Annotated in this window: 20 protein-coding genes and 1 tRNA gene; 9 read left to right on the top strand and 12 right to left on the bottom strand. The window is 69.0% G+C overall.

The features are described 5' to 3' along the window. Window positions 1-153: 153 nt before the first annotated feature. Both AC1RRW_RS18505 and AC1RRW_RS18500 read right to left on the bottom strand, forming a co-directional pair. Entirely contained in the window at window positions 154-396 is a 243-nt protein-coding gene (locus tag AC1RRW_RS18505; protein WP_492902615.1) for a DUF2312 domain-containing protein, read from the bottom strand. Between the two features lie 65 nt (window positions 397-461). Then, window positions 462-1,286 (bottom strand): N-formylglutamate amidohydrolase, encoded by an 825-nt coding sequence (locus AC1RRW_RS18500; RefSeq protein ID WP_492902614.1) that lies wholly within the window; start codon window positions 1,284-1,286, stop codon window positions 462-464. Window positions 1,287-1,413: 127 nt separating this feature from the next. On the opposite strand from AC1RRW_RS18500, the gene AC1RRW_RS18495 reads away from it, so the two are divergent. Genes AC1RRW_RS18495 through pyk form a run of 3 tightly spaced genes read left to right on the top strand, consistent with a single transcriptional unit; the run spans window position 1,414 to window position 4,626 of the window. Next, window positions 1,414-2,733 carry a glycerate kinase type-2 family protein gene (locus AC1RRW_RS18495; protein WP_492902612.1) on the top strand — a complete coding sequence of 440 codons (1,320 nt, stop codon included), beginning with the start codon at window positions 1,414-1,416 and terminating at the stop codon, window positions 2,731-2,733. Between the two features lies 1 nt (window position 2,734). Then, on the top strand, window positions 2,735-3,178 hold the full coding sequence (locus AC1RRW_RS18490) for a DUF1036 domain-containing protein (RefSeq protein WP_492902610.1): 444 nt from the start codon (window positions 2,735-2,737) through the stop codon (window positions 3,176-3,178). A gap of 8 nt (window positions 3,179-3,186) precedes the next feature. Then, on the top strand, window positions 3,187-4,626 hold the full coding sequence (gene pyk / locus AC1RRW_RS18485; RefSeq protein ID WP_492902609.1) for a pyruvate kinase: 1,440 nt from the start codon (window positions 3,187-3,189) through the stop codon (window positions 4,624-4,626). 15 nt (window positions 4,627-4,641) lie between these two features. On the opposite strand, the gene AC1RRW_RS18480 is transcribed toward pyk, so the two are convergent. The 3 genes from AC1RRW_RS18480 to ykgO all read right to left on the bottom strand — a co-directional run bounded on the left by AC1RRW_RS18480 (window position 4,642) and on the right by ykgO (window position 6,595). Continuing rightward, on the bottom strand, window positions 4,642-5,607 hold the full coding sequence (locus tag AC1RRW_RS18480) for an alpha/beta fold hydrolase (protein WP_492902607.1): 966 nt from the start codon (window positions 5,605-5,607) through the stop codon (window positions 4,642-4,644). A 54-nt stretch (window positions 5,608-5,661) separates the two neighbouring features. Further along, window positions 5,662-6,318, bottom strand: a complete 657-nt coding sequence (locus AC1RRW_RS18475) for a tetratricopeptide repeat protein (protein WP_492902606.1) — start codon at window positions 6,316-6,318, stop codon at window positions 5,662-5,664. Between the two features lie 151 nt (window positions 6,319-6,469). Continuing rightward, window positions 6,470-6,595: a type B 50S ribosomal protein L36 gene (ykgO, locus tag AC1RRW_RS18470; protein WP_038363015.1), complete on the bottom strand. Its 126-nt coding sequence runs from the start codon at window positions 6,593-6,595 to the stop codon at window positions 6,470-6,472. 286 nt (window positions 6,596-6,881) lie between these two features. Here ykgO and AC1RRW_RS18465 point away from each other — a divergent pair, with 286 nt between their 5' ends. Next, window positions 6,882-7,091: a hypothetical protein gene (locus AC1RRW_RS18465; protein WP_492902604.1), complete on the top strand. Its 210-nt coding sequence runs from the start codon at window positions 6,882-6,884 to the stop codon at window positions 7,089-7,091. Window positions 7,092-7,168: 77 nt separating this feature from the next. On the opposite strand, the gene AC1RRW_RS18460 is transcribed toward AC1RRW_RS18465, so the two are convergent. Continuing rightward, window positions 7,169-7,243, bottom strand: a tRNA-Val gene (locus AC1RRW_RS18460). A 147-nt stretch (window positions 7,244-7,390) separates the two neighbouring features. Next, window positions 7,391-7,750 (bottom strand): cell cycle two-component system response regulator CpdR, encoded by a 360-nt coding sequence (gene cpdR / locus AC1RRW_RS18455; RefSeq protein WP_038363805.1) that lies wholly within the window; start codon window positions 7,748-7,750, stop codon window positions 7,391-7,393. 250 nt (window positions 7,751-8,000) lie between these two features. Here cpdR and AC1RRW_RS18450 point away from each other — a divergent pair, with 250 nt between their 5' ends. Next, window positions 8,001-8,921 (top strand): N-formylglutamate amidohydrolase, encoded by a 921-nt coding sequence (locus tag AC1RRW_RS18450; protein ID WP_492902602.1) that lies wholly within the window; start codon window positions 8,001-8,003, stop codon window positions 8,919-8,921. A 337-nt stretch (window positions 8,922-9,258) separates the two neighbouring features. Beyond that, window positions 9,259-10,041, top strand: coding sequence for a histidinol-phosphatase (hisN, locus tag AC1RRW_RS18445; protein WP_492902601.1), 783 nt, complete (start codon window positions 9,259-9,261; stop codon window positions 10,039-10,041). Here the strand turns inward: hisN and AC1RRW_RS18440 are convergent. Further along, complete coding sequence (locus AC1RRW_RS18440) at window positions 9,946-11,013, bottom strand: alpha/beta fold hydrolase (protein WP_492902600.1); 1,068 nt, start codon at window positions 11,011-11,013, stop codon at window positions 9,946-9,948. The genes hisN and AC1RRW_RS18440 overlap by 96 nt on opposite strands. A gap of 196 nt (window positions 11,014-11,209) precedes the next feature. Between AC1RRW_RS18440 and AC1RRW_RS18435 the strand changes: the two genes are divergently transcribed. After that, window positions 11,210-11,683, top strand: coding sequence for an Hsp20 family protein (locus tag AC1RRW_RS18435; RefSeq protein ID WP_492902599.1), 474 nt, complete (start codon window positions 11,210-11,212; stop codon window positions 11,681-11,683). Window positions 11,684-11,767: 84 nt separating this feature from the next. On the opposite strand, the gene AC1RRW_RS18430 is transcribed toward AC1RRW_RS18435, so the two are convergent. Both AC1RRW_RS18430 and AC1RRW_RS18425 read right to left on the bottom strand, forming a co-directional pair. Then, complete coding sequence (locus AC1RRW_RS18430) at window positions 11,768-12,631, bottom strand: hypothetical protein (RefSeq protein WP_492902598.1); 864 nt, start codon at window positions 12,629-12,631, stop codon at window positions 11,768-11,770. Between the two features lie 83 nt (window positions 12,632-12,714). Next, window positions 12,715-13,779, bottom strand: coding sequence for a threonine aldolase family protein (locus AC1RRW_RS18425; RefSeq protein WP_492902597.1), 1,065 nt, complete (start codon window positions 13,777-13,779; stop codon window positions 12,715-12,717). A 613-nt stretch (window positions 13,780-14,392) separates the two neighbouring features. Here AC1RRW_RS18425 and gltB point away from each other — a divergent pair. Both gltB and AC1RRW_RS18415 read left to right on the top strand, forming a co-directional pair. After that, complete coding sequence (gene gltB, locus AC1RRW_RS18420) at window positions 14,393-19,084, top strand: glutamate synthase large subunit (RefSeq protein WP_492902596.1); 4,692 nt, start codon at window positions 14,393-14,395, stop codon at window positions 19,082-19,084. A 4-nt stretch (window positions 19,085-19,088) separates the two neighbouring features. Beyond that, entirely contained in the window at window positions 19,089-20,513 is a 1,425-nt protein-coding gene (locus AC1RRW_RS18415) for a glutamate synthase subunit beta (RefSeq protein WP_492902595.1), read from the top strand. An 85-nt stretch (window positions 20,514-20,598) separates the two neighbouring features. Here AC1RRW_RS18415 and AC1RRW_RS18410 read toward each other — a convergent pair whose 3' ends face one another. Together AC1RRW_RS18410 and yddG are read right to left on the bottom strand one after the other, a co-directional pair. Then, complete coding sequence (locus AC1RRW_RS18410) at window positions 20,599-20,859, bottom strand: hypothetical protein (RefSeq protein WP_492902594.1); 261 nt, start codon at window positions 20,857-20,859, stop codon at window positions 20,599-20,601. A 15-nt stretch (window positions 20,860-20,874) separates the two neighbouring features. Beyond that, the gene (yddG, locus tag AC1RRW_RS18405) at window positions 20,875-21,729 is read right to left on the bottom strand and encodes an aromatic amino acid exporter YddG (protein ID WP_492902593.1); all 855 of its coding nucleotides are present in this window, start codon (window positions 21,727-21,729) and stop codon (window positions 20,875-20,877) included. Between the last annotated feature and the right edge of the window lie 90 nt (window positions 21,730-21,819).

Genomic DNA, 21,819 nt, shown 5'->3' with positions numbered 1-21,819 from the left:
CCAAGGCTGCGATCGCTGAGGAGGTCAGGCTCATATCCGCCCGAACGATCCGCCGCTGAAAACATCGTCGGACTCGGCAAATCCGGCGGCGCGCCGCCCCCTCCCCGTCATCCCGGGGCATGCCCGGGATGACGGGGAGGGTGTCAAAAGCGCTCAGGCGTTCTCGCCGACGGCTTGCAGATAAAGGTCCAGGATCGCCTCTTCCTCGGCGCGCTCGTTGGCGTCGCGCTTGCGGATGGCGATGACCTTGCGCAGCACCTTGACGTCGTAGCCATTGGCCTTCGCCTCGCCATAGACCTCCTTGATGTCGTCGGCGATGGTCTTCTTCTCTTCCTCGAGCCGCTCGATGCGCTGCACGATGCTCTTGAGCTGGTCGCCCTGAACCGGATCGTCCATCTGATGTCCTCAATCGTCGGGTGGGGAAAATGGCCGGCAGGGTTCGCGCGGTTTGGGGGGCTTCGTCAACCCGCCAGGGGCCTGCTCTCAACAGCCGCGTCGCCCTGGCCGGCACGCAGCGCGGCAAGGCAGCCCGGCAGCACGGCCGCGAGCCGGCGGCCCCAGGCGAAGGCGTCCGCGCGCGTCGCGATCAGATCCTGGCGCACCTCGATCAGCGTGTCCGGGAGGCCGCGCCGCGTCGCGTGGCGGTCGATCGTGTCGCCCGGCAGGCCGCCGGAATAGGGCTCGTTGTCGCCGACGATCAGGTCCGGATCGGCCTGAAGCGCGGCGATCAGCAGCTTCGAGAGCTTGCCCTCATCGCCCCGGAGCAGGCCGACATGCCAAGGCCGCGCGACGCCCTTCCAGAACGGCGTGAAGGAATGGATCGAGACGATCGCGGGCGGGCGGCCTGCCGCCAGCGCGGCCTCGGCCGCAACGTCGATCGCGATGTCGTATGGCTTGTAGTAGCGCGCGACGCGCTCGGCGATGCCGGTGGCGTCGAGATGGCGATTGCCGGGCACGATCGCCCCGTCCGAAAGCCGCATCACCAAAGTCGGGTCGTCGAGGCCGCGATTGGGGTCGATCAGCAGGCGCGAGAAGTTCGAGAGCACGGCCGGCGCGCCGAGAGCGGCGGCCATGGCGCGCGTCACGTCGGCCGCGCCGATATCGTAGGCGATGTGGCGCTCCAGTTGCGCCGGCGGCAGACCGAGCGCGTCGAGCTCGGGCGGGATCGCGTTGGTCGCATGGTCGCAGAGCAGCAGCACGCCGGCGGCCGGATCGCCGGCGACGATCTCGACATCGCCGATGGCGAGGGAATGCGTCTCGGGCGCGGCGGCGGGGCTGGGCGGCATGGCGGGCTGTCATAAAGTATGATTATTGCCACAAAAGCCTGATGACTGCGGCAGAGCCGCCACTTAAAAGAATCGGCGATGAAAGTCGATGGAATCGGCTCGGTCACTGGCGGAACGCGGGGCGGACTTGGACTCATCGGATGACGCCATCGCAGCGGCCAGGATCGCGGCGGCACGGACGACCGCGCGCCGCATCTTCGACGCGGCCGTGGCCCGCGCCCATCCGGCCTGCTGCCTGCCGGCGCATCTGCCCGAGCCCCCGGCGAAAGGCCGGCTGATCCTGCTCGCCGCCGGAAAAGCGGCCGGCAGCATGACGGCGCTGGCCGAGGCGCATTACCTCGACGCAGGCTTTCCGCCGGAGCGGCTCGTCGGCCATGCGGTCGCCCGCCATGGCTACGAGACGAGGACGCGCCACATCCCGATGGTCGCGGCCGGCCATCCCGTGCCCGACCAGGGCAGCATCGACAGCGCCGAGCGGGCGCTGGAGCTGGCGAGAGCCGCGACCGCCGAGGACCTCGTGCTGGTGCTGCTCTCGGGCGGCGGCTCGGCCAACTGGGTCGCGCCGGCGGGCGAACTGGCGCTCGCGGAAAAGCAGATGGTCAACAAGGCGCTGCTGCGCTCGGGCGCGCCGATCGGCGAGATGAACATCGTCCGCAAGCGGCTCTCGCGGATCAAGGGCGGCCGGCTCGCGCTCGCCGCCGCGCCGGCGCGACTGCTGACGCTCGCCATTTCGGACGTACCCGGCGACGAGCCGACAGCGATCGCGTCCGGGCCGACCGTGCCCGATCCGACGACGATGGGCCAGGCGCGCGAGATCGTGGCGCGTTACCGGCTCGACCTGCCGAAGGCCGCACGTGACCTGCTCGACGACGAGGCCGGCGAGACGCCCCAGGCCGGCGACCCCGCCTTCGCCAACAGCGAGTTCCGCATCATCGCGCGGCCGGCCGATGCCATGGCGGCGGCGCGCGCGGTTGCCGAGGCCGCCGGCTACGCGGTCCATGATCTCGGGGCCGATTGCGAGGGCGAGGCGCGCGAGGTCGCGGCCGTCCATGCCGCGCTGGCGCTGGAGCTGAAGCGTGCCGGCGGGCGCGCCTGCATCCTGTCCGGCGGCGAACTGACCGTGACCCTGCGCGGACAGGGCCGGGGCGGGCCGAACCAGGAATATGCGCTGGCGCTCGCGGTCGCGCTCGCGGGAGAGCCGGGCATCGTCGCGCTGTCCGGCGACACCGACGGCACCGATGGCGGCGGCGGCGAGGCGAGCGATCCGGCCGGCGCGCTGGTCGACCCGACGACGCTGGCGCGCGCCGCGGCGCTCGGCCTCGTTCCCGCCCAATCCTTGGCCGAGAACGATTCGACCGGCTTCTTCTCAGCCTTGAGAGACCTGCTGCGGACGGGGCCGGCCTTGACCAATGTGAACGATTGCCGCGTGATCCTGATCGACCCTTGAGATGAATCGCACCCTCGCCCTCTTCCTGCATCTGAGCGTCCTGGCGGCCGGCCTTTTCGGACTGTCCGCGCCGGCCCATGCCGATCTGCGCATGTGCAACACCACGGGAAGCCGCGTCGGCGTCTCGATCGGCTATCGCGATGCGCAGGGCTGGGTGACGGAGGGCTGGTGGAACCTCGCTCCGCGCGGCTGCGAGACTTTGCTGCGCGGCGATCTGGCGGCGCGGTTCTACTACGTGCACGCGGTCGATTACGACAAGGGCGGCGAGTGGACGGGAAAATCCGTCATGTGCACGCGCAACAAGGAATTCACGATCCGCGGCATCGAGGATTGCCTGTCGCGCGGTTTCGACCGCTCCGGCTTCTTCGAGGTCGACACCGGCGAACAGAAGAGCTGGACGATCCAGTTGACCGACGCAACCGGCGGCGCGCCGCAGAGGCCTTGAGGATACAGATGAAGCGCGAGCGCCGGATCAAGATCATCGCCACCCTGGGGCCGGCCTCGGCGACCGTCGAGATGTGCGCGAAGCTGTTCGAGGCCGGCGTCGACGTCTTCCGCATCAATATGAGCCACACCCAGCGCGAAACGCTGCCGGAGCGCATCGCCATGCTGCGCTCGCTGGAGACGCGCTACAAGCGCCCGGTCGGCATCCTCGCCGACCTGCAGGGCCCCAAGCTGCGCGTCGGCGCCTTCGGCGGCGATGGCGGCGCGATGCTGGAGACGGGCGCGCGCTTCGTGCTCGATTCGGACCCCGCGCCCGGCACGCCGAAGCGCGTGCACCTGCCCCATCCCGAGATCCTCTCCGCGCTGGAGCCCGGCCACAACCTCATCCTCGACGACGGCAAGATCAGGCTCGTGGTCGAGAAGGCGAGCGCGACGCAGGCCCTGACGCGGGTCACGGTTCCCGGCCGGCTCTCCTCGCGCAAGGGCGTCAGCCTGCCCGACACCGTGATCCCGGTCTCGGCGATGACCGACAAGGACCGCTCCGACGCCGAGGCCGCGGCCGAGGCCGGGGTCGACTGGATCGCGCTTTCCTTCGTGCAGCGGCCGGAGGACATGGCCGATCTGCGCAAGATCCTGCAGGGCCGGGCCCTGGCGCTGGCCAAGATCGAGAAGCCGCAGGCGCTCTCCCGGCTGGAGGAGATCATCGAGGCGTCGGACGCGATCATGGTCGCGCGCGGCGATCTCGGCGTCGAGATGCCGCTCGAGAAGGTGCCAGGCACGCAGAAGCGCATCACGCGGATGTGCCGGCGCATGGGCAAGCCGGTCGTGGTCGCGACGCAGATGCTGGAGAGCATGATCACCAGCCCGGTGCCGACCCGCGCCGAGGTCTCCGACGTCGCGACCGCCGTGTTCGAGGGGGCGGACGCCGTGATGCTCTCGGCCGAGAGCGCGGCCGGGCAGTATCCGATCGAGGCGGTGGCGATGATGAACCGCATCGCCGAGGAGGTGGAGAGCGAGAGCGTCTACCGCTCGATCCTCGAATCGCAGCGCGCCGAGCCGGAGGCGACCGGCGCCGACGCCATCGCCAAGGCGGCGCACGAGATTGCCGACACGCTCAACCTCAAGGCGATCGCGGCCTGGACCTCGTCGGGCTCGACCGCGCTCAGGCTCGCCCGCGAGCGGCCGAACTCGACGGTGATCGCGCTGACGCCCAACCGCGCCACCGCGCGGCGGCTGACGCTGGTCTGGGGCGTGCACTCGGTGGTGACCAAGGACGCCAGCGACATCGACGACATGGCGGCGCGCGCCTGCAAGTTCGCGGTGCGCGAGGGCTTCGCCGCGCTGGGCGACAGAATCATCGTGATCGCCGGCGTGCCGTTCGGGACGCCGGGCGCGACCAACATGGTCCGCATCGCCTTCGTGGCCAAGGAGCATGTCCAGAAGGCGTGAGCAGGGGCGCGGCGGCTAGTTCCGCGCCAGCCCCGATCTTGCCGTCGCCAACTCGTCGATCGCCTGGACCACGATCTCGGGCGCGGCGTGGTGCGGCATGTGGCCGACGCCGGGAAGCAGGACGAAACGCCCCTGCGGGGCCTGACGCGCGATCGTCGCCGAATGGATCGTCGGAGAGACGACGGTGTCGCTGTCGCCGGTGATCGCGATCACCGGAACCTTGAGTTCGCCGTAGCGCGGCGCCTGGGCCGTGACGAAGTCGAAGGTCGCCGCGATGTCCTGCGAGTTGGCCTGGAAGGTCGCGGGCCGCAGCAGGAGTCGGATCTCGCCGGTCTCGACATAGTCCGGCGTCGCCTCGCGCGGCGCGAAGACGCTCTTGGCGCCCGCCTCCAGGCTGAAGCTCGCGACCGGCAGCGCGACCAGCCGCGTGAAGAGCGGCCCAATCAGCGGCATCGTGACGATATTGTGATACCAGGCGATGCCGCCCGGCCAGGGATGGGTGACGCCGCCGAGCAGGACGAGCCCGCGCAGCCGCTCCGGGCGGTCGAGCGCGATCCGGGCCGAGAGCGCTCCCGCCAGCGAATGCGCCACCAGCACGAAGCTCTCCGGCGCGATCCGGTCGAGCGCCTGCATCAGCACGGCCGCCTGCCGGGCGGGATCGGCCATCGCCGCCCCCTCCATGCGGTCGCTCCAGCCATGGCCCGGCCGGTCGAGCGCGATGACGCGGTAGCGCGAGAGTTCGGGGCCGAGCGTCGCCAGCAGATCGGCGTGGTTCGAGGAGGCGCCGTGGACGAGCACGACAGTGCCGCGATTGTCGCCCTGGGGCGCGCGCTCGCGGTAGTGCAGCCGCCCGCCGGGCAACTCGATGAAGGCGCCTTTCGGCGGATAGGCGCGCGCGACCTGCGCCCCGATCCACTCGCTGCGCAGGATCAGGCCGATCGCGGCGAGGAGGATGAGGGCAAGCAGGACGCGTATGAGCATGGAGCGCTTACGCGAGCCATGCCGCTTCGGTTTCGTCGAGCCTTACGTCCGCGCTCAGGCGTCGCGGCCGTCGACCTCGGTCTTCAGCGCATCGACCGCGTTCTTGATCGCTTCCATCCGCGGATAGATCTCGAGCGCGCGGCGATAGGCCACCATGGCGCGCTTGTCGTCGCCCTGCTGGCGCAGGATGGTGCCCAGCCCCATCATCGCGCCGTAGTGACGCGGCTCGCGCTTCAGCGCCTCGCCGATGTCGAGCATCGAGCGGATCGGATCGCCGGCGAGGAAGAGCGCGCTGGCGCGCTGGTTCCAGCCCTCGGCCCAGTCGGGTTCGAGGCTGACGACGCGGTCGAGCAGTTCGATCGCGATCTCGGTCTGCTTCTGGCGCAGCGCCGTCTGGGCGCGGGTCATCAGCAGGTCGGCCGTATCTGAGCCCGAGCGGGCCCAGCGGCGCTGGATCAGGTTGGCGATGCCCTTGGCCTCCTCCGCGGTCTTGGCGGCGGCGAGGCGCTCGAACAGCCGGTCGAGCGTGGCGGCGGGCGAACGCGGCGCGGCGGGCGCGGGCGTCGCCGGGTTGTCGTCCCTGTCGGCGGGCGGAACGATACCCTGGCGCGGCGGCGGGGCGTCCTGCGCGTAAGCAGGGCTCAGCCCCTGCACCGCCGAGGCGGCCAGCGCGAGCGCGACGACTCTCGAAAGGAAGCGTGCGGTCATCATGCCGCAAGAGTGTCACGCGCCGCCCGCCGGCGTCAATTCACGGGGAGGCGAGCGCTTGACGCAAAAAGGCGGGCGCGCCCGAAAGCGCCCCGCCTGACGGACAAGTTCCGGACCGGGTTCCGCGCCGACCGCAAGGCCGGCGCGAAAAACCTCAGCCCTGGCGCGCCTTGAAGCGCTTCTGGACCTTGTTGATGATGTAGACGCGGCCCTTGCGGCGCACGAGCTGGTTGTCGCGATGGCGCGCGCGCAGCGACTTCAGCGAATTGCGGATCTTCATGGTCGTCAACTCCATCGATCCGCATTCCGGCGAATCGGTCGAAAATGTGCCGCCGCGATGCCGACCGGACTCCGGGCCTCATCACCCACGCGAATGGTGCGGTCGGTGCGATGCCGGCTGTATACGGATTTTTGCGCGGATCGCAAGGGCGACGCGCCGTTCGCAGGCCGTATTCGCGGCACGCCGCCCCGCTTCGTCCAGCCGTCCAGCGCTCCCGCGCGGCGTGAGAGGGAACCTGACGCGTCTCGACACGTTGTCCCGCCACACACTTATCGGGGATAGCATCATGAAACTCGTCACCTTCGGCCTTCTCGCGGCTTCCGCCCTGGCGCTCGGCGCCTGCGGCAACACCACCGAGCAGCGCATCGGCGGCGCGGCCGTCGGCGCGGGAACGGGCGCGGTCGTCGCCGGTCCGGTCGGGGCCGTGGTCGGCGGAGCGGCCGGCGCCGTGACCGCGCCGACCGTCGTCCGCGAGACGCGCCGCGCCACGCGCTGACCCGGCCGAACCCACGGCAGACAAAAGAAAAGGCCACCCGCGAGGGTGGCCTTTTCGCGTCCGGTCTCCCGGAGAAATGGTGGGCGCGACAGGGATCGAACCTGTGACCCCTACGATGTCAACGTAGTGCTCTCCCGCTGAGCTACGCGCCCCTTTGCCCTATCGTGCGAGCCGATCCGGCAGACGGAACCGGCCGTGAGCCCGAAGGCCAGCGACCAGGTTGCGAGGTGAGCGGCTATAGCCGCTCGGGACCTGGCATGCAAGGTGGTTTCGGCGGAGCGCTTGCGCGGTTCGCGGGATCAGGCCGCCAGCAGCTTCTCGACCTCGTTCACGAGTTCGCGCAGGTGGAAGGGCTTGGAGAGCACCTTGGCGTCCTTGGGCGTCTGCGAATCGGGATTCAGCGCCACGGCGGCGAAGCCCGTGATGAACATCACCTTGATGTCGGGGTCGAGCTCGGTGGCGCGGCGCGCCAGCTCGATGCCGTCCATCTCGGGCATGACGATGTCGGTCAGGAGCAGCTCGAACGGCTCCTCGCGCAGCCGGTTATAGGCCGAGAGCCCGTTGTCGAAGGAGGCCACGTCGTAGCCCGCGTTCTGCAGGGCCTTGACCAGGAAGCGGCGCATGTCGTTGTCGTCTTCGGCGAGAAGTATCTTCGTCATGGGCCTGCTGTGTCCGTCCCGAAAGGCCTGTCACAAGGCCGCGCCCGCCCCCGAGGGCAGCCACGGCCATTCGTCGAATCGCGCCGTGGCGCGCAGTGCGGCGGCAGGGTTATCGGCCCGCCCGCCGGCATGGAACAAAGTCGTTCTATAAGGCACCATCATGGTAAACAATGGATGAATCGCATCATGGTTTCCGGCTGGCGCCGGTAACGCTTCTACAGCGCCGGTTTGTGTGCTTTCCTGCCATGACATGAGCGTGCCACCCGGCTTTTCCCCGCCCGATCCGCTGAGCGTCGTCGCCGAGGTCGAGCGGCCCTTCACGCTGCATCAGCCCATGCTGCAGATCGTGCCGGTGGCGGTCGACGTGCCCCATGCCGGCCGGCGCTATCCGCGCGCCTTCGTCGAGGCGGCCCGGCTGCCGCTGCAGGCGCTGCGCCGCTCCGAGGACGCCTATGTCGACCGGCTGTTTTCGGCCTGCGTCGATCTCGGCGCGCCCTTGCTCGTCGCCGAGTTCCCGCGCGCCTTCCTCGATGTCAATCGCGAGCCCTACGAGCTCGATCCCCGCATGTTCGACGGGCGGCTGCCGGCCTTCGCCAACACGCGTTCGATGCGGGTTGCAGGCGGGCTCGGCACGATCCCGCGCATCGTCGGCGACGCGCACGAGATCTATTTCGGCCGCATCCCGGTCGAGGAGGCGCTGGCGCGCATCGACGCCCTGTACCGGCCCTATCACGCCGGCCTGCGCGGCCTGATCCAGCGCACGCAGGCCTCCTTCGGCACCTGCATCCTCGTCGACGCGCATTCGATGCCCTCGACCGGGCTCGATCGCGACGGGCTCGCCAAGGCCGACGTCATCCTGGGGGACCGCTTCGGCACCAGCGCCGCGGGCTACGTCATCGATATCGCCGAGGAGGCGTTCCGCCGGCTCGGCCTGACCGTGACGCGCAACCGCCCCTACGCGGGCGGCTTCATCACCGAGCATTACGGCGCGCCGACATCGGGCGTGCACGCCATTCAGATCGAGATCAACCGCGCGCTCTACATGAACGAGGCGACGCTCGCGCCGCATTCCGGCTTCGCCGAGCTGGAGCAGGCGGTCGGACGCGCGATGGCGGACTGCTTCGCGCGCTGGAGCGGCTGGATCGAGGAATGGCGCGAGGCGGCGGAATAGCGGCCCGTCCGGCGCAAGCCGACATTTCCTTGCCGACGCAACCAAAAAAAGGGCCGCGCACTTGCGTGGCGGCCCAAGTCTAGGGAGGAAACGCCCAAGGAGGGCAACGAAGGCTTGAGGTCATCTCCCCTTCGCACTGCACAATGTAAATGTGCAGCGCAAAAACGCAAGGGGATTCGTCGCAAATCTTATGGGGTATGCACGCCGCGCAAGCCTCGGCGCGAAAAGCGGCGTTACGCCTTGTTATCCGGCAGGCCGGCGCGCAACAACGCGGATCGCGACAGGGCGCTTCCGATCTGGAATGCTGCGCAGCGAAAGCGACCGGGGAGACTGGTATATGAGCGTCGTGGATTTCGCCGCCTTCGTCGCGGAACTGGCGACCGAGTCGGGCAAGGCGATCCTGCCCTTCTTCCGGGCGCATCACACCGCCGACGACAAGTCGCATGGCGGCGTGTTCGATCCGGTCACCGAGGGGGACAGGGCCGGCGAGGCGATCATGCGCCACCTGATCCAGCGCCAGTTTCCCGAACATGGCGTGCTCGGCGAGGAGTTCGGCGCGGAGAACACGCAGGCCGAATATGTCTGGGTGCTCGATCCGATCGACGGCACCCGCGCCTTCATCTCGGGCCTGCCGGTCTGGGGCACGCTGATCGGGCTCATGCGCGACGGCGTGCCGGTCTACGGCATGATGCACCAGCCCTTCACCGGCGAGCGCTTTTCGGGCGACGGGCGGCAGGCGCGGTATGAGGGGCCGGGCGGTTCCAAGACCCTGCGCACCCGCGATAACGTCGACCTCGCGGCCGCGACGCTGATGACGACGTCGCCAGCCCTGTTCAAGGGCGCGGAGGCCAAGGCCTATGCCGGCGTCGAAAGCAAGGTGCGGATGGCCCGCTATGGCTGCGACTGCTACGCCTATTGCATGCTGGCGGCCGGCCATGTCGATCTGGTGATCGAGTCGGGGCTGAACCCCTACGACATCGTCGCGCTGATTCCGATCATCGAGGGCGCGGGCGGGATCGTCACCTCATGGGACGGCGGCAGCGCCGCCGGAGGCGGCACGATCCTCGCCGCCGGCAGCAAGGCGCTGCATCAGGCCGCGCTCGGGCTTCTCGCCGGCTGAGCCCGCGGGGCGGTTGTCCTCGCCGGGCACGAAGGCGTCGAACGCCGCCCAGAACTGGTTCCGGATCGCGTCGCTCTCCATCAGGATCTCGTGGCGCGCGCTGGCCAGCACCAGCGCCTGGCCGGTCTTGAGCCGGGCGGCGAAGCGCTCGATCGCCGGCGTCGAGACGACCGGATCCTGACCGGCTGCGATGATCAGGGTCGGCACGCGAACGTCGGTCGCGGCCGAAGGCGCGTTCAGCCGCGCCATAAGCTGGAAGGCGGTGCGGGCCCAGCCGATTGTCGGATCGCCGATCGACAGGTGCCGCGCCTCCGACGAGAGCAGGCTGTTGCGGGCATAGCGCACGGCGTCGCCGGTCAGGCGGTTGCCCTCGAAGGGCCGCGTCGCCAGCGCCGTCTCGCCGCCGCCCGGCACGAAGCTCTTGCCGAGCCCGAGCCAGAACAGGAGGCTCGCCAACCGGCGCGCGGCGTCGGGCTTCTCGACGATGGTGAGGCCGATCATCGGCGCGAGGGCGACCAGGCGCGAGACCGGCAGGGCGTCGCGACGGGCCGCGTCGAGGCAGACCGCCGCGCCCATCGAATGGGCCAGCACGAAATAGGGACCGGGCAGGGTCTCGCGCATCCGCGCCATCGCGAGCGCGAGGTCGGCCTCGTAGTGCCTGAGCCAGCCGACATGGCCTTTGCGGTCGCGCCGTACGAATCGCTGCGAGCCGCCCTGGCCGCGCCAGTCGAAGGCCATGACGTGAAAGCCGCGCCGGCGCAGGTCGGCGACGGTTTCGCTGTAGCGTTCGATGAACTCGGCCCTGCCCTGCACCAGCGCGACCGTGCCGCGCACGGGCCGCACCGTCGGACGCCAGCTGGCGAAACGCAGCCGCGCGCCGTCGCGCGTCGCCGCGAACCAGGCCTTGCCATGGCCCGGCAGGGGATAGCCTGGATGGGCGAAGAGTTCGGCTTCGGCCAGGATCTGGGCCATGGCGGACTTTCGAATCGGGCGCCGGCCACGTGGTGGCGCGAGGTTGTTATGCCTCTCGGAAAGACCTCTTGAAAAGCCGAAAACCGGCTCCCAACTGATGTCTGCGCAGGCCGGAGACCGGCTGCGCAGGACTGAACCGGGCTCGCGCTCATTCCGAGGCGGGCTGGACCACATTGTCGCTTCTCTGGAGGACACCATGCGTCATTTCGATCTTTCCCCGCTCTATCGCTCGACCGTCGGCTTCGACCGGCTGTTCTCGCTGCTCGACCAGGCCACCGCCGCCGAGGCGGCCCCGAGTTATCCGCCCTACAACATCGAGCGCACGGCCGAGAACGCCTATCGCATCACCATCGCGGTCGCGGGCTTCGGCGAGGCCGACCTTGCCATCGAGAGCAAGGAGAACACGCTCAGCGTGAAGGGCGAGAAGCAGGCCAGCGACCAGGCCGAGAAGCGTGAGGTCCTGCATCAGGGCATCGCCGCGCGCGCCTTCGAGCGCCGCTTCCAGCTCGCCGACTATGTGCAGGTCACCGGCGCCAGCCTCGAGAACGGGCTGCTCCATATCGACCTCGTGCGCGAGATCCCCGAGGCCAAGAAGCCGCGCCAGATCGCGATCGGCGGCAGCAAGGCCAAGGTGCTCGAAGCCAAGGTCGAGACCGCCAGGGCCGCGTAGGCGCCACGGCGCGGTCGCCCGACATGCCGAGGGCGTCTCCGGAAACGGAGACGCCCTTTTCGCGTTTGCAGCCGCCTGAAAGGCTCAATCCATCGGCGCGACCGGCACCTCCGGCGTCGCCGGCTTCGGGTTGGCGGTCGACATGTCCTGGCTCTGCACCGGAGGCAGCTGCACGGCCGGCGGGGCGACGATGGCGGGCTGTTCGGCCGTCGCCAGCGGCGGCTTGCGCTCCTGCCCCTCGGCGCCGCGCACATCCCGCGGATTGACCAGGGCCGGCTTGCCGGCGTCGGTCGGACCGGGCGTCGGCGCGGCCGGCCGCGCGGGGGCCTCGGGAACGGTCGTCGCGGGCGCGCTGGCCGAGGCCGGCGGCCTTTCGACAGGCCTTTGCGGCTCGGGCGGGCGGGCGGGCGTCGTCGAGACGGGTGGAACGACGGTCGCGGGCGCGCTGGCCTGGCCCGGTGGTTTCAGGGCGGCCGGGCGTTCGGGCGGACGCGGCACGATGCGCTGGGCCGGCGCCTGTTCGGGCTCGCCCGGATCGACGCGCGCGACGCGCGGCGTCGGCTGGCGGCCGGTTCCCCGCAGGACGATCCGGTCGACCAGCGCGCCGCTATAGCTGTCGAAGATCAGCCGGACGCGGGCGCCGTCGGGCCTGCGGCCGTCGACGATGGTCGAGCCCTGCGTGCGCACCGTCCGCTCGATCTCGGCGAGCCCGTAGTCGCGGGCCGAGACGCGGGCGACGCGGCGGGGCGGGCGCGGCGCGTCATAGTAGTAGTCGCGATAGCCGTAGCCATAGGCCGGGCCGTAGCCATAGCCGTCATCGTCGTAGATGTAATACTGCGCCGCGGCCGGGCCGGCGGCGCCCGTCAAGGCGCCGGCGCAAGCCAGGCCGATCAGCGCGGTGCGCGTCTGACGTTTCGCGAGGGTCTCGAGAATCGAAACAAGCTGCATGGCGTCATCCTCTGGGAGACTGATCCGTGCTTCAGTCTTCGTTAGGGATTGCGGCGTGCGTGGGGCGCAAATCGGGGCGCAATTCAGCGAGCGGCGCCTGCGATGAGCGCGACGAGCCTTTCGACATCGGAGCCTTGAGTCGCAAACGACAGCACGAACCGCCCGATGATCTCGCCCCCCGCGAGGGCCGAGCCCATCGGGAGCGCCCTGTCCGACCAGGCGAGGTAGCCGACGCCGGCCACTGCCAGCCGCTGCTGCAGGTCCGGCGACAAGACCAGAAACACTTCGTTCGCCTGGCAGGGCCAGGCGAGACGGGCGCTCCCATGGCCTTCGACCGCGTCCGCCAGACGCCGCGCCAGCCCGTTCGCGCGGCGGGCGAGATCGAGCCAATGGCCGCCGCCGAGCAATCCCTCGAACTGCGCTCCGATCAGCCGGCCCTTGGACAGGGTATGGCCGGCGCGCTTGCGCCGCCATTTCATCTCGCCGGCCTGCGCCGGATCGAAGAAGACCACGGCCTCGGCCGCCCAGGCGCCGTTCTTGGTGCCGCCGAACGAAAGCACATCGACGCCGGCCTTCCAGGTGACCTCGGCCGGCGTGCAGCCCAGCGTCACCAGCGCGTTGGCGAAGCGCGCGCCGTCCATGTGCAGCTTGAGGCCGCGCGGCGTCGCCGCCTCCTTCAGCGCCCGGACCTCGGCGGGGGTGTAGATCGTGCCGCATTCGGTCGCCTGCGTGATCGAGATCGCCTGGGGCTGGACCTGGTGCAGAGCGCCCTCGCGGAAGCGGGCGAGAACCTGCGTGACGGCTTCGGGCGAAATCTTGTTGCCCTCGCCCGGCAGTCCGATCAGCTTCGCCCCGTCGCTGAAGAATTCCGGCGCGCCGCATTCGTCGTCGGCGACATGGCTCTCCTCATGCGTGATCACCGCGCCCCAGGGCCGCGTCAGGCTCGCCAGCGCCAACGCGTTCGCCGCCGTGCCGCTGGCCACGAGGAAGACCGCGACCTCGCGCTCGAAAATGTCCGCGAACAGCGCCTCGACGCGTTTCGTCCAGGCGTCGGCTCCATAGGCGGAAGCGTTGCCGTCATTGGCCGCGGCGATCGCCGCCATCACCGGCGCGCTGGCGCCGGCGGTGTTGTCGCTGATGAAGTTCATGAAGCCAGCGATAGCGGGCGGCGGCGGCCCCGCCAAGCGGCTCTCCGCGCATGGCGGGCCTGTCCGCGATCTGCCAAAGGCGTCCGACACATCACGTGCGATGGCGGCAAGATGTATGCGCAACGAGGATGTCGCCATGCGTGAAATGTCGGCAAACCGCGCGACATCGCAATTTCATTCCAAAATCATCCGAAATCGCCTCTTGTGCCCAGATTGGAATTCTGGCAAATTTATCGCAATAGGACAGTGATGCTGTCCTATTTTCAACCGCGCCGGCCGCGGACCTGCACAGGGTCCCGGCCGGTCGCTTGCGACGGAGCGGACCGATGACGAGGGGGATGGCCGGCAACGCCAAAACCGATCGCACGCGCGCCGCCCGCGAAGCGGCGGCTTAGACGGGCGCGGCAGGGCGAGAAGCCTTAAAGCGCCTGCGGAGGACGCGGGCGCCCCCCAACACAGCGCAAGCACCTCCAGCGAGACGAACGGCCGGGTTGGCCCCGTCCTTGCTGTCGATCCCGGTCGGATCGATGGCGGGCCCGCCCACCGCCAGACGAGTGGACTCGAGGGCCCGTGTCGGCGGAAGCTGTCGCGGACCTGCAAGCGGGGTTTGACGATGAGCGAGATCAGCAAGTCGAGCGCGGCGGCGGCTTTCCCGGCGGTGCGCGATCCGGCGATGCCGGGCCGGCAGGGCCTCTACGACCCGTCCTATGAGAAGGATTCCTGCGGCGTCGGCTTCATCGCCGACATGAAGAACCGCAAGACCCATGCGATCGTCGCGCAGGGGCTGCGGATCCTGCACAATCTCGACCATCGCGGCGCCGTCGGGGCCGATCCCAAGCTCGGCGACGGCTGCGGCATCCTCACCCAGATCCCGCACCGCTTCTTCGTCGAGGAATGCGCCAGGATCGGCATCGACCTGCCCGAACCCGGCCATTACGCCATCGGCCAGTTCTTCATGCCGCAGGATGCGGCGGCCCGGGCCGTCTGCGAGGACATCGTCGCCCAGACGATCGAGGAGGAGGGCCAAACCTTCCTCGGCTGGCGCGACGTGCCGGTCGATTCGTCGGATCTCGGCGCGGCGGTGAGGGAAAGCGAGCCGCGGCATCGCCAGCTCTTCATCGGCCGCGGGCCCGGCGTCACCGACGCCGACGATTTCGAGCGCAAGATCTTCGTGCTGCGCAAGTCCGTGTCGAACAAGGTCTACAAGCAGCAGGACCGCTCGACCGCGACCTACTACCCGGTCTCGATGTCGGCCCGCACCATCGTCTACAAGGGCATGGTGCTGGTCACGCAGCTCGGCTCCTATTTCAGGGATCTGACCGACGAACGCTTCGAGAGCGCGATCGCGCTCGTGCATCAGCGCTTCGCCACCAACACCTTCCCGTCCTGGCGGCTCGCCCACCCCTACCGGATGGTCGCCCATAACGGCGAGATCAACACGCTGCGCGGCAACGTCAACTGGATGGCGGCGCGGCAGGCCAGCGTCGACTCCGAGCTCTTCGGGGCGGACATCTCGAAGCTCTGGCCGATCTCATACGAGGGCCAGTCCGACACCGCCTGCTTCGACAACGCGCTCGAATTCCTGGTCCAGGGCGGCTATTCGCTGGCCCACGCCATGATGATGCTGGTGCCCGAGGCCTGGGCCGGCAATCCGCTGATGGACGAGGAGCGGCGCGCCTTCTACGAGTATCACGCCGCGCTGATGGAACCCTGGGACGGGCCGGCCGCGATCGCCTTCACCGATGGCCGCCAGATCGGCGCGACGCTCGACCGCAACGGCTTGAGGCCGGCGCGCTATCTCGTCACGGATGACGGCATCGTCGTGCTGGCGTCCGAGTTCGGCGTGCTGCCGATCCCGGAGGAGAAGATCGTCCAGAAGTGGCGGCTGCAGCCCGGCAAGATGCTGCTGATCGACCTCGACCAGGGCCGCATCATCTCCGACGACGAGATCAAGACCTCGCTCTGCCTCGCCAACCCCTACAAGGACTGGCTCAAGCGCACCCAGATCGTGCTGGAAGAGCTGCCGCCGGTCGAGGCGCGGGCGCAGCGCACCGACGTGCCGCTGCTCGATCGCCAGCAGGCCTTCGGCTACACGCAGGAAGACACCAAGATCCTGATGGCGCCGATGGCCGTGACCGGGCAGGAAGCCGTCGGCTCGATGGGCACCGACACGCCGATCTCGGCGCTCTCCTCGAAGTCGAAACTGCTCTACACCTATTTCAAGCAGAACTTCGCGCAGGTCACCAACCCGCCGATCGACCCGATCCGCGAGGAGCTGGTGATGAGCCTGCTCTCCTTCATCGGGCCGCGGCCGAACATCCTCGATCTGGAGGGGACCTCGCGGCGCAAGCGGCTCGAGGTGCGCCAGCCGATCCTGACCAATGACGATCTCGAGAAGATCCGCTGCATCGGCCATTACGAGGACCGCTTCGACACCAAGACGATCGACGTGACCTATCCGGCGCGCGAGGGCGCGGCCGGCATGGAGGGCGCGATCGCCCGTCTCTGCGAGCGCGCCGAGGCCGCCGTCCATGGCGGCTACAACATCATCATCCTGTCGGACCGGCAGGTCTCCGCCGAGCGCATCCCGATCCCGGCGCTGCTGGCGACGGCGGCCGTGCATCATCACCTGATCCGCAAGGGCCTGCGCACCTCGGTCGGCCTCGTGGTCGAGTCGGGCGAGCCGCGCGAGATCCACCATTTCGCCTGCCTCGCCGGTTTCGGCGCCGAGGCCATCAACCCCTATCTCGCCTTCGAGACGCTGGAGGCTCTCTACGAGGCCGGCGAGTTCCCCAAGGAGGTCGACCGCCACGAGGTGGTGAAGCGCTTCATCAAGTCGGTCGGCAAGGGCATGCTCAAGGTCATGTCCAAGATGGGCATCTCGACCTACCAGTCCTATTGCGGCGCGCAGATCTTCGACGCGGTCGGGCTGCGCAGCGACCTGATCGAGACCTATTTCACCGGCACGATCTCGTCGATCGAAGGCGTCGGTCTCGCCGAGATCGCCGAGGAATCGGTGCGCCGCCATCGCGACGCCTTCGGCGACTCGCCGATCTACCGGGATTCTCTCGACATCGGCGGCGAATACGCCTTCCGCCTGCGCGGCGAGGACCATGCCTGGACGCCGGAGAACATCGCGCTGCTCCAGCACGCGGTGCGCGGCAACGCCCAGGACAAGTTCAAGGCCTATTCCGATCTCGTCAACGACCAGAGCTCGCGCTTCTCGACGATCCGCGGCCTGTTCGCGATCAAGGACGCCGGCGACATCGGCCGCAAGCCGATCCCGCTCGATCGGGTCGAGCCGGCCGTCGACATCGTCAAGCGCTTCTCGACCGGGGCGATGTCCTTCGGCTCGATCAGCCACGAGGCGCATTCGACGCTCGCCATCGCGATGAACCAGATCGGCGGCAAGTCCAACACGGGCGAGGGCGGCGAGGAGCCCGAGCGCTTCGTGCCGATGGCGGACGGGCGCTCGATGCGCTCGGCGATCAAGCAGGTCGCCTCGGGCCGCTTCGGCGTCACCACCGAATATCTCGTCAACTCGGCGATGATGCAGATCAAGATCTCTCAAGGAGCGAAACCCGGCGAGGGCGGGCAGTTGCCCGGTCACAAGGTCGATGCGCGCATCGCCAAGGTGCGGCATTCGACGCCCGGCGTCGGCCTGATCTCGCCGCCGCCGCATCACGACATCTATTCGATCGAGGACATCGCCCAGCTCATCTTCGACCTGAAGAACGTCAATCCGGCGGCCGACGTCTCGGTCAAGCTCGTCTCGGAGCTCGGCGTCGGCACGGTCGCGGCCGGCGTCGCCAAGGCGCGCGCCGACCACATCACCATCTCCGGCTACGAGGGCGGCACGGGCGCCTCGCCCCTGACCTCGATCAAGCATGCCGGCTCGCCCTGGGAGATCGGCCTCGCCGAGACCCACCAGATCCTGGTGATGAACAAACTGCGCGGCCGCATCGCGTTGCAGGTCGACGGCGGCCTGCGCACCGGCCGCGACATCGTCATCGGCGCGCTGCTCGGGGCCGACGAGTTCGGCTTCGCCACCGCGCCGCTGATCGCGGCCGGCTGCATCATGATGCGCAAGTGCCATCTCAACACCTGCCCGGTCGGAGTCGCGACGCAGGACCCGGTGCTGCGCAAGCGTTTCAAGGGCGCGCCCGAGCACGTCGTCAACTTCTTCTTCTTCCTCGCCGAGGACGTGCGCGAGATCATGGCCTCGCTCGGCGTCGCCAGGTTCGACGATCTCGTCGGCCGCTCCGACTGGCTCGACAAGAAGCAGGCGATCGCGCACTGGAAGGCCAAGGGGCTCGACTTCACCCGCATCTTCCACAAGCCGGAGATGGGTCCCGACGTCGCGATCCGCCATGTCGAGCTGCAGCGGCATCCGATCGAGGCCGTGCTCGACCGGACGCTGATCGCACAGTCGCAGAACGCGATCGAAACCGGCGCGGCGGTGGTGATCGAGAGCCCGATCAACAATGTCGACCGCTCGACCGGCGCGATGCTGTCGGGCCAGGTCGCCAAGCGCCATGGCTATGCCGGCCTGCCCGAGGACACCATCACGGTGAAGCTGACCGGCACCGCCGGCCAGAGCTTCGGCGCCTGGGTCGTCAACGGCGTCACGCTCGATCTGACGGGCCAGGCCAACGACTATGTCGGCAAGGGCCTGTCGGGCGGCAAGCTGATCATCAAGCCCTCGCCCGACGCGAAAGCGGCGGCGCATCAGTCGATCATCGTCGGCAACACCGTGCTCTACGGCGCGATCTCGGGCGAGTGCTATTTCCGCGGCGTCGCCGGCGAGCGCTTCGCGGTCAGGAATTCCGGCGCGATCGCGGTGGTCGAGGGCACCGGCGACCATGGCTGCGAATACATGACCGGCGGCGTCGTCGTCGTGCTCGGCCAGACGGGGCGCAACTTCGCGGCCGGCATGTCGGGCGGCATCGCCTATGTGCTCGACGAGGACAGGAGCTTCGCCAAGCGCTGCAACCTGTCGATGGTCGATCTCGAGCCGGTGCCGGAGGAGGAGGAGCTGACCCAGCGCCTCTACCACCATGGTGGCGACATGGAGACCAAGGGCCGCATCGACGTGATGGCCAACATGTCGGGCTACGACGCCGAGCGGCTGCACCAGCTCATCGCCGACCATCACGAGTACACCGGCTCGGAGCGGGCCAGGGAGATCCTCGACAACTGGGCCGACTATTTGCCCAAATTCGTCAAGGTCATGCCGGTGGAATACCGCCGCGCGCTTCAGGAAATCGAGCAGGCGCAGGCCGGCCTATCGGTCGCGGCGGAGTAAGTTCATGGGCAAGGTGACAGGCTTCCTCGAGATCGACCGGCGCGACCGGAAGTATCTTCCGGCCTCCGACCGGATCAGGAACTACAAGGAGTTCGTGATCCCGCTGGGCGCAGAAGCGACGCGCGACCAGGCGGCGCGCTGCATGAATTGCGGCATCCCCTACTGCCACAACGGCTGCCCGGTGAACAACCAGATCCCGGACTGGAACGACCTCGTCTACAACGACAGGTGGCGCGAGGCGCTGACCAACCTGCACTCGACCAACAACTTCCCGGAGTTCACCGGCCGCGTCTGCCCCGCGCCCTGCGAGGCGTCCTGTACGCTGAACCTCGAGGACACGCCGGTCACGATCAAGTCGATCGAGTGCGCCATCGTCGACAAGGGCTGGGCCGAGGGCTGGATCCATCCCGAGCCGCCCAAGGTCAAGACCGGCAAGTCGATCGGCATCATCGGCTCTGGCCCAGCCGGGCTCGCCGCCGCGCAGCAGCTCGCGCGCGCCGGCCACGAGGTTCATGTCTACGAACGTCAGAACCGTGCCGGCGGCCTGCTGCGCTACGGCATCCCCGACTTCAAGATGGAAAAGGCGCAGGTCGAGCGCCGTGTCCGCCAGATGGAGGCCGAAGGCGTCGTCTTCCATTACGGCGTCAATGTCGGCGTCGATCTCGATCCGGCCGAGCTCCTGGACCGGCACGACGCGATCGGCCTGACCGGCGGCGCCGAGAAGCCACGCGATTTGCCGATCGAGGGCCGAGACCTCGCCGGCATCCAGTTCGCCATGGACTTCCTGCCGCAGCAGAACCGGCGCAACGGCGGCGAGCCGGCGACGCTCGCCAACTCGCAGCCGGTCTTGGCCGGGGGCAAGCATGTCGTCGTCATCGGCGGCGGCGACACCGGCTCCGACTGCATCGGCACCTCGGTTCGCCAGGGCGCGCTCTCAGTGACGCAGATCGAGATCATGCCCGAGCCTCCCGCCAGGGAGAACAAGCAGCTGACCTGGCCGAACTGGCCGCTCAAGCTGCGCACCTCGTCGAGCCATGAGGAGGGCGCCGAACGCGACTTCGCCATCGGAACGGTCAAGTTCACCGGCGAGAACGGCCATGTCCGCAAGCTGCGTTGCGCCAAAGTCGACGGCTCGTTCAAGCCGATCGAGGGCACCGAGTTCGACCTCAAGGCCGATCTCGTGCTGCTCGCCATGGGCTTCGTCTCGCCGGTGCATGAGGGGCTGATCGAGAAGCTCGGCGTCAAGCTCGACGGGCGCGGCAATGTCGAGGCCAACCAGGTCGCCTACAAGACCACGGTCGAGAAGGTCTTCGCCGCCGGCGACATGCGGCGCGGCCAGTCCTTGGTGGTCTGGGCGATCCGCGAGGGCCGCCAGATGGCGCATGCGATCGACAGGCACCTGATGGGCGAAACCATTTTGCCGAGGTAAGAGTCCGCACCGGAACCTCTCCCTTCATCCCGGATCGGCGCGGCTGCGCCGCTTGCCCGGGATGACGGGGTGGTTCCGAGCATACTTAGGATGCCTTCGCCACCGCCTGCCTCAGGCGCGCCAGCGCCTCCGTCGCGCCCGCCTTCAGCGCGAGGTCGGGCGCGCCTGCATCCTTCTCCAGCGTCTCGATCAGCGCGGCGACCGAGGGTTCCGCCCCTGACGCGACGAGCCGCAGCACGGAGTTGGCCATGACGTTCGGCCAATAGGCCGCCGCGCCCTTGGCCAGGCCCTTGGCCTTGCGCCCCTCGAATTCCTGCGCGAGCTGCTCGGGCGTCTTCCTCGCCATGGTCAGGCCTTTCCGTCAAATGCGCCGCCCCCGGCTCGCCACCAGCGCGCCGACGACGATCAGCACGCAAGCCGCCGCCAGAAGCCAGCTCGGCGCGGCATAGCCGGCCAGCACGAGGATGATGGTCGAGAGCACGGGCGCGGCGTAGGAGGCGACGCCGAGCAGCGCGACATCGCCCTGCTTCATGCCGATGTCCCAGGCCACGAAGGCGAGCCCGATCGAGCCCAGCCCCAGGCCGAGCACGCCGCCCCATTCGATCGCTGTCAACGACCAGAGCGTCGACTCGAAGGCGAGGTGGCAGGCGAGCGCCAGTACGGCGCAGCCGAGCAGGGTGACGCCGAGGCTCTCCGAGGGCACGCCGGCGAAGCGCCGCGAAAACACCGAATAGCTCGCCCAGACGAAGGCCCCCAGCGCCGCCAGCAGATGCCCGAGCCGCAGGCCGCCGCCTGTGCCGAGTCCGCCCGAGACCAACAGCGCGGTGGCCGCCAGCCCGATCAGCGCGCCGACGAGATGGCGCGGCTTCAGGCTCCCGCCCGGCAGCAGCGCGGCGAACAGCACGATCAGCAGCGGCCAGAGATAATGGATCAGGTTGGCTTCCGCCGCCGGGGCGGCCTTCACCGCGGCGTAGTAGAGAAACGTGTCGCCGAACGGCCCGTAGAGCCCGAGCGCGAAGGAGGCCGGCGTCGGCATGATCGAGCCGAGCCTGCCGCGCGCGGCTGAGATCGCCAGGATCATCAGCCCGCCGATGACGAAGGTCATGAAGACGAGCTGGAACGGCGGCACCCGCCCCGACATGGCGGTGAACAGCGCCAGCGTCGACCAGAGCAGGATGGCGAGCGATCCGATGACGGTGGCGGTGGGGGATGTCATGGGCGGGCGATAGCAGAGCCGCAACCGCCTGCCCAGCCGTCTCCCGCGGCCCTCTTCCCGAGGAGCCGCGTCAGCGGCGTCTCGAAGGAT

Source organism: Allobosea sp. GW821-FHT12C12 (genome assembly GCF_058807355.1).
Note: the sequence above shows the minus strand (reverse complement) of the source record. Positions and strands in the feature narration are given on the sequence as shown.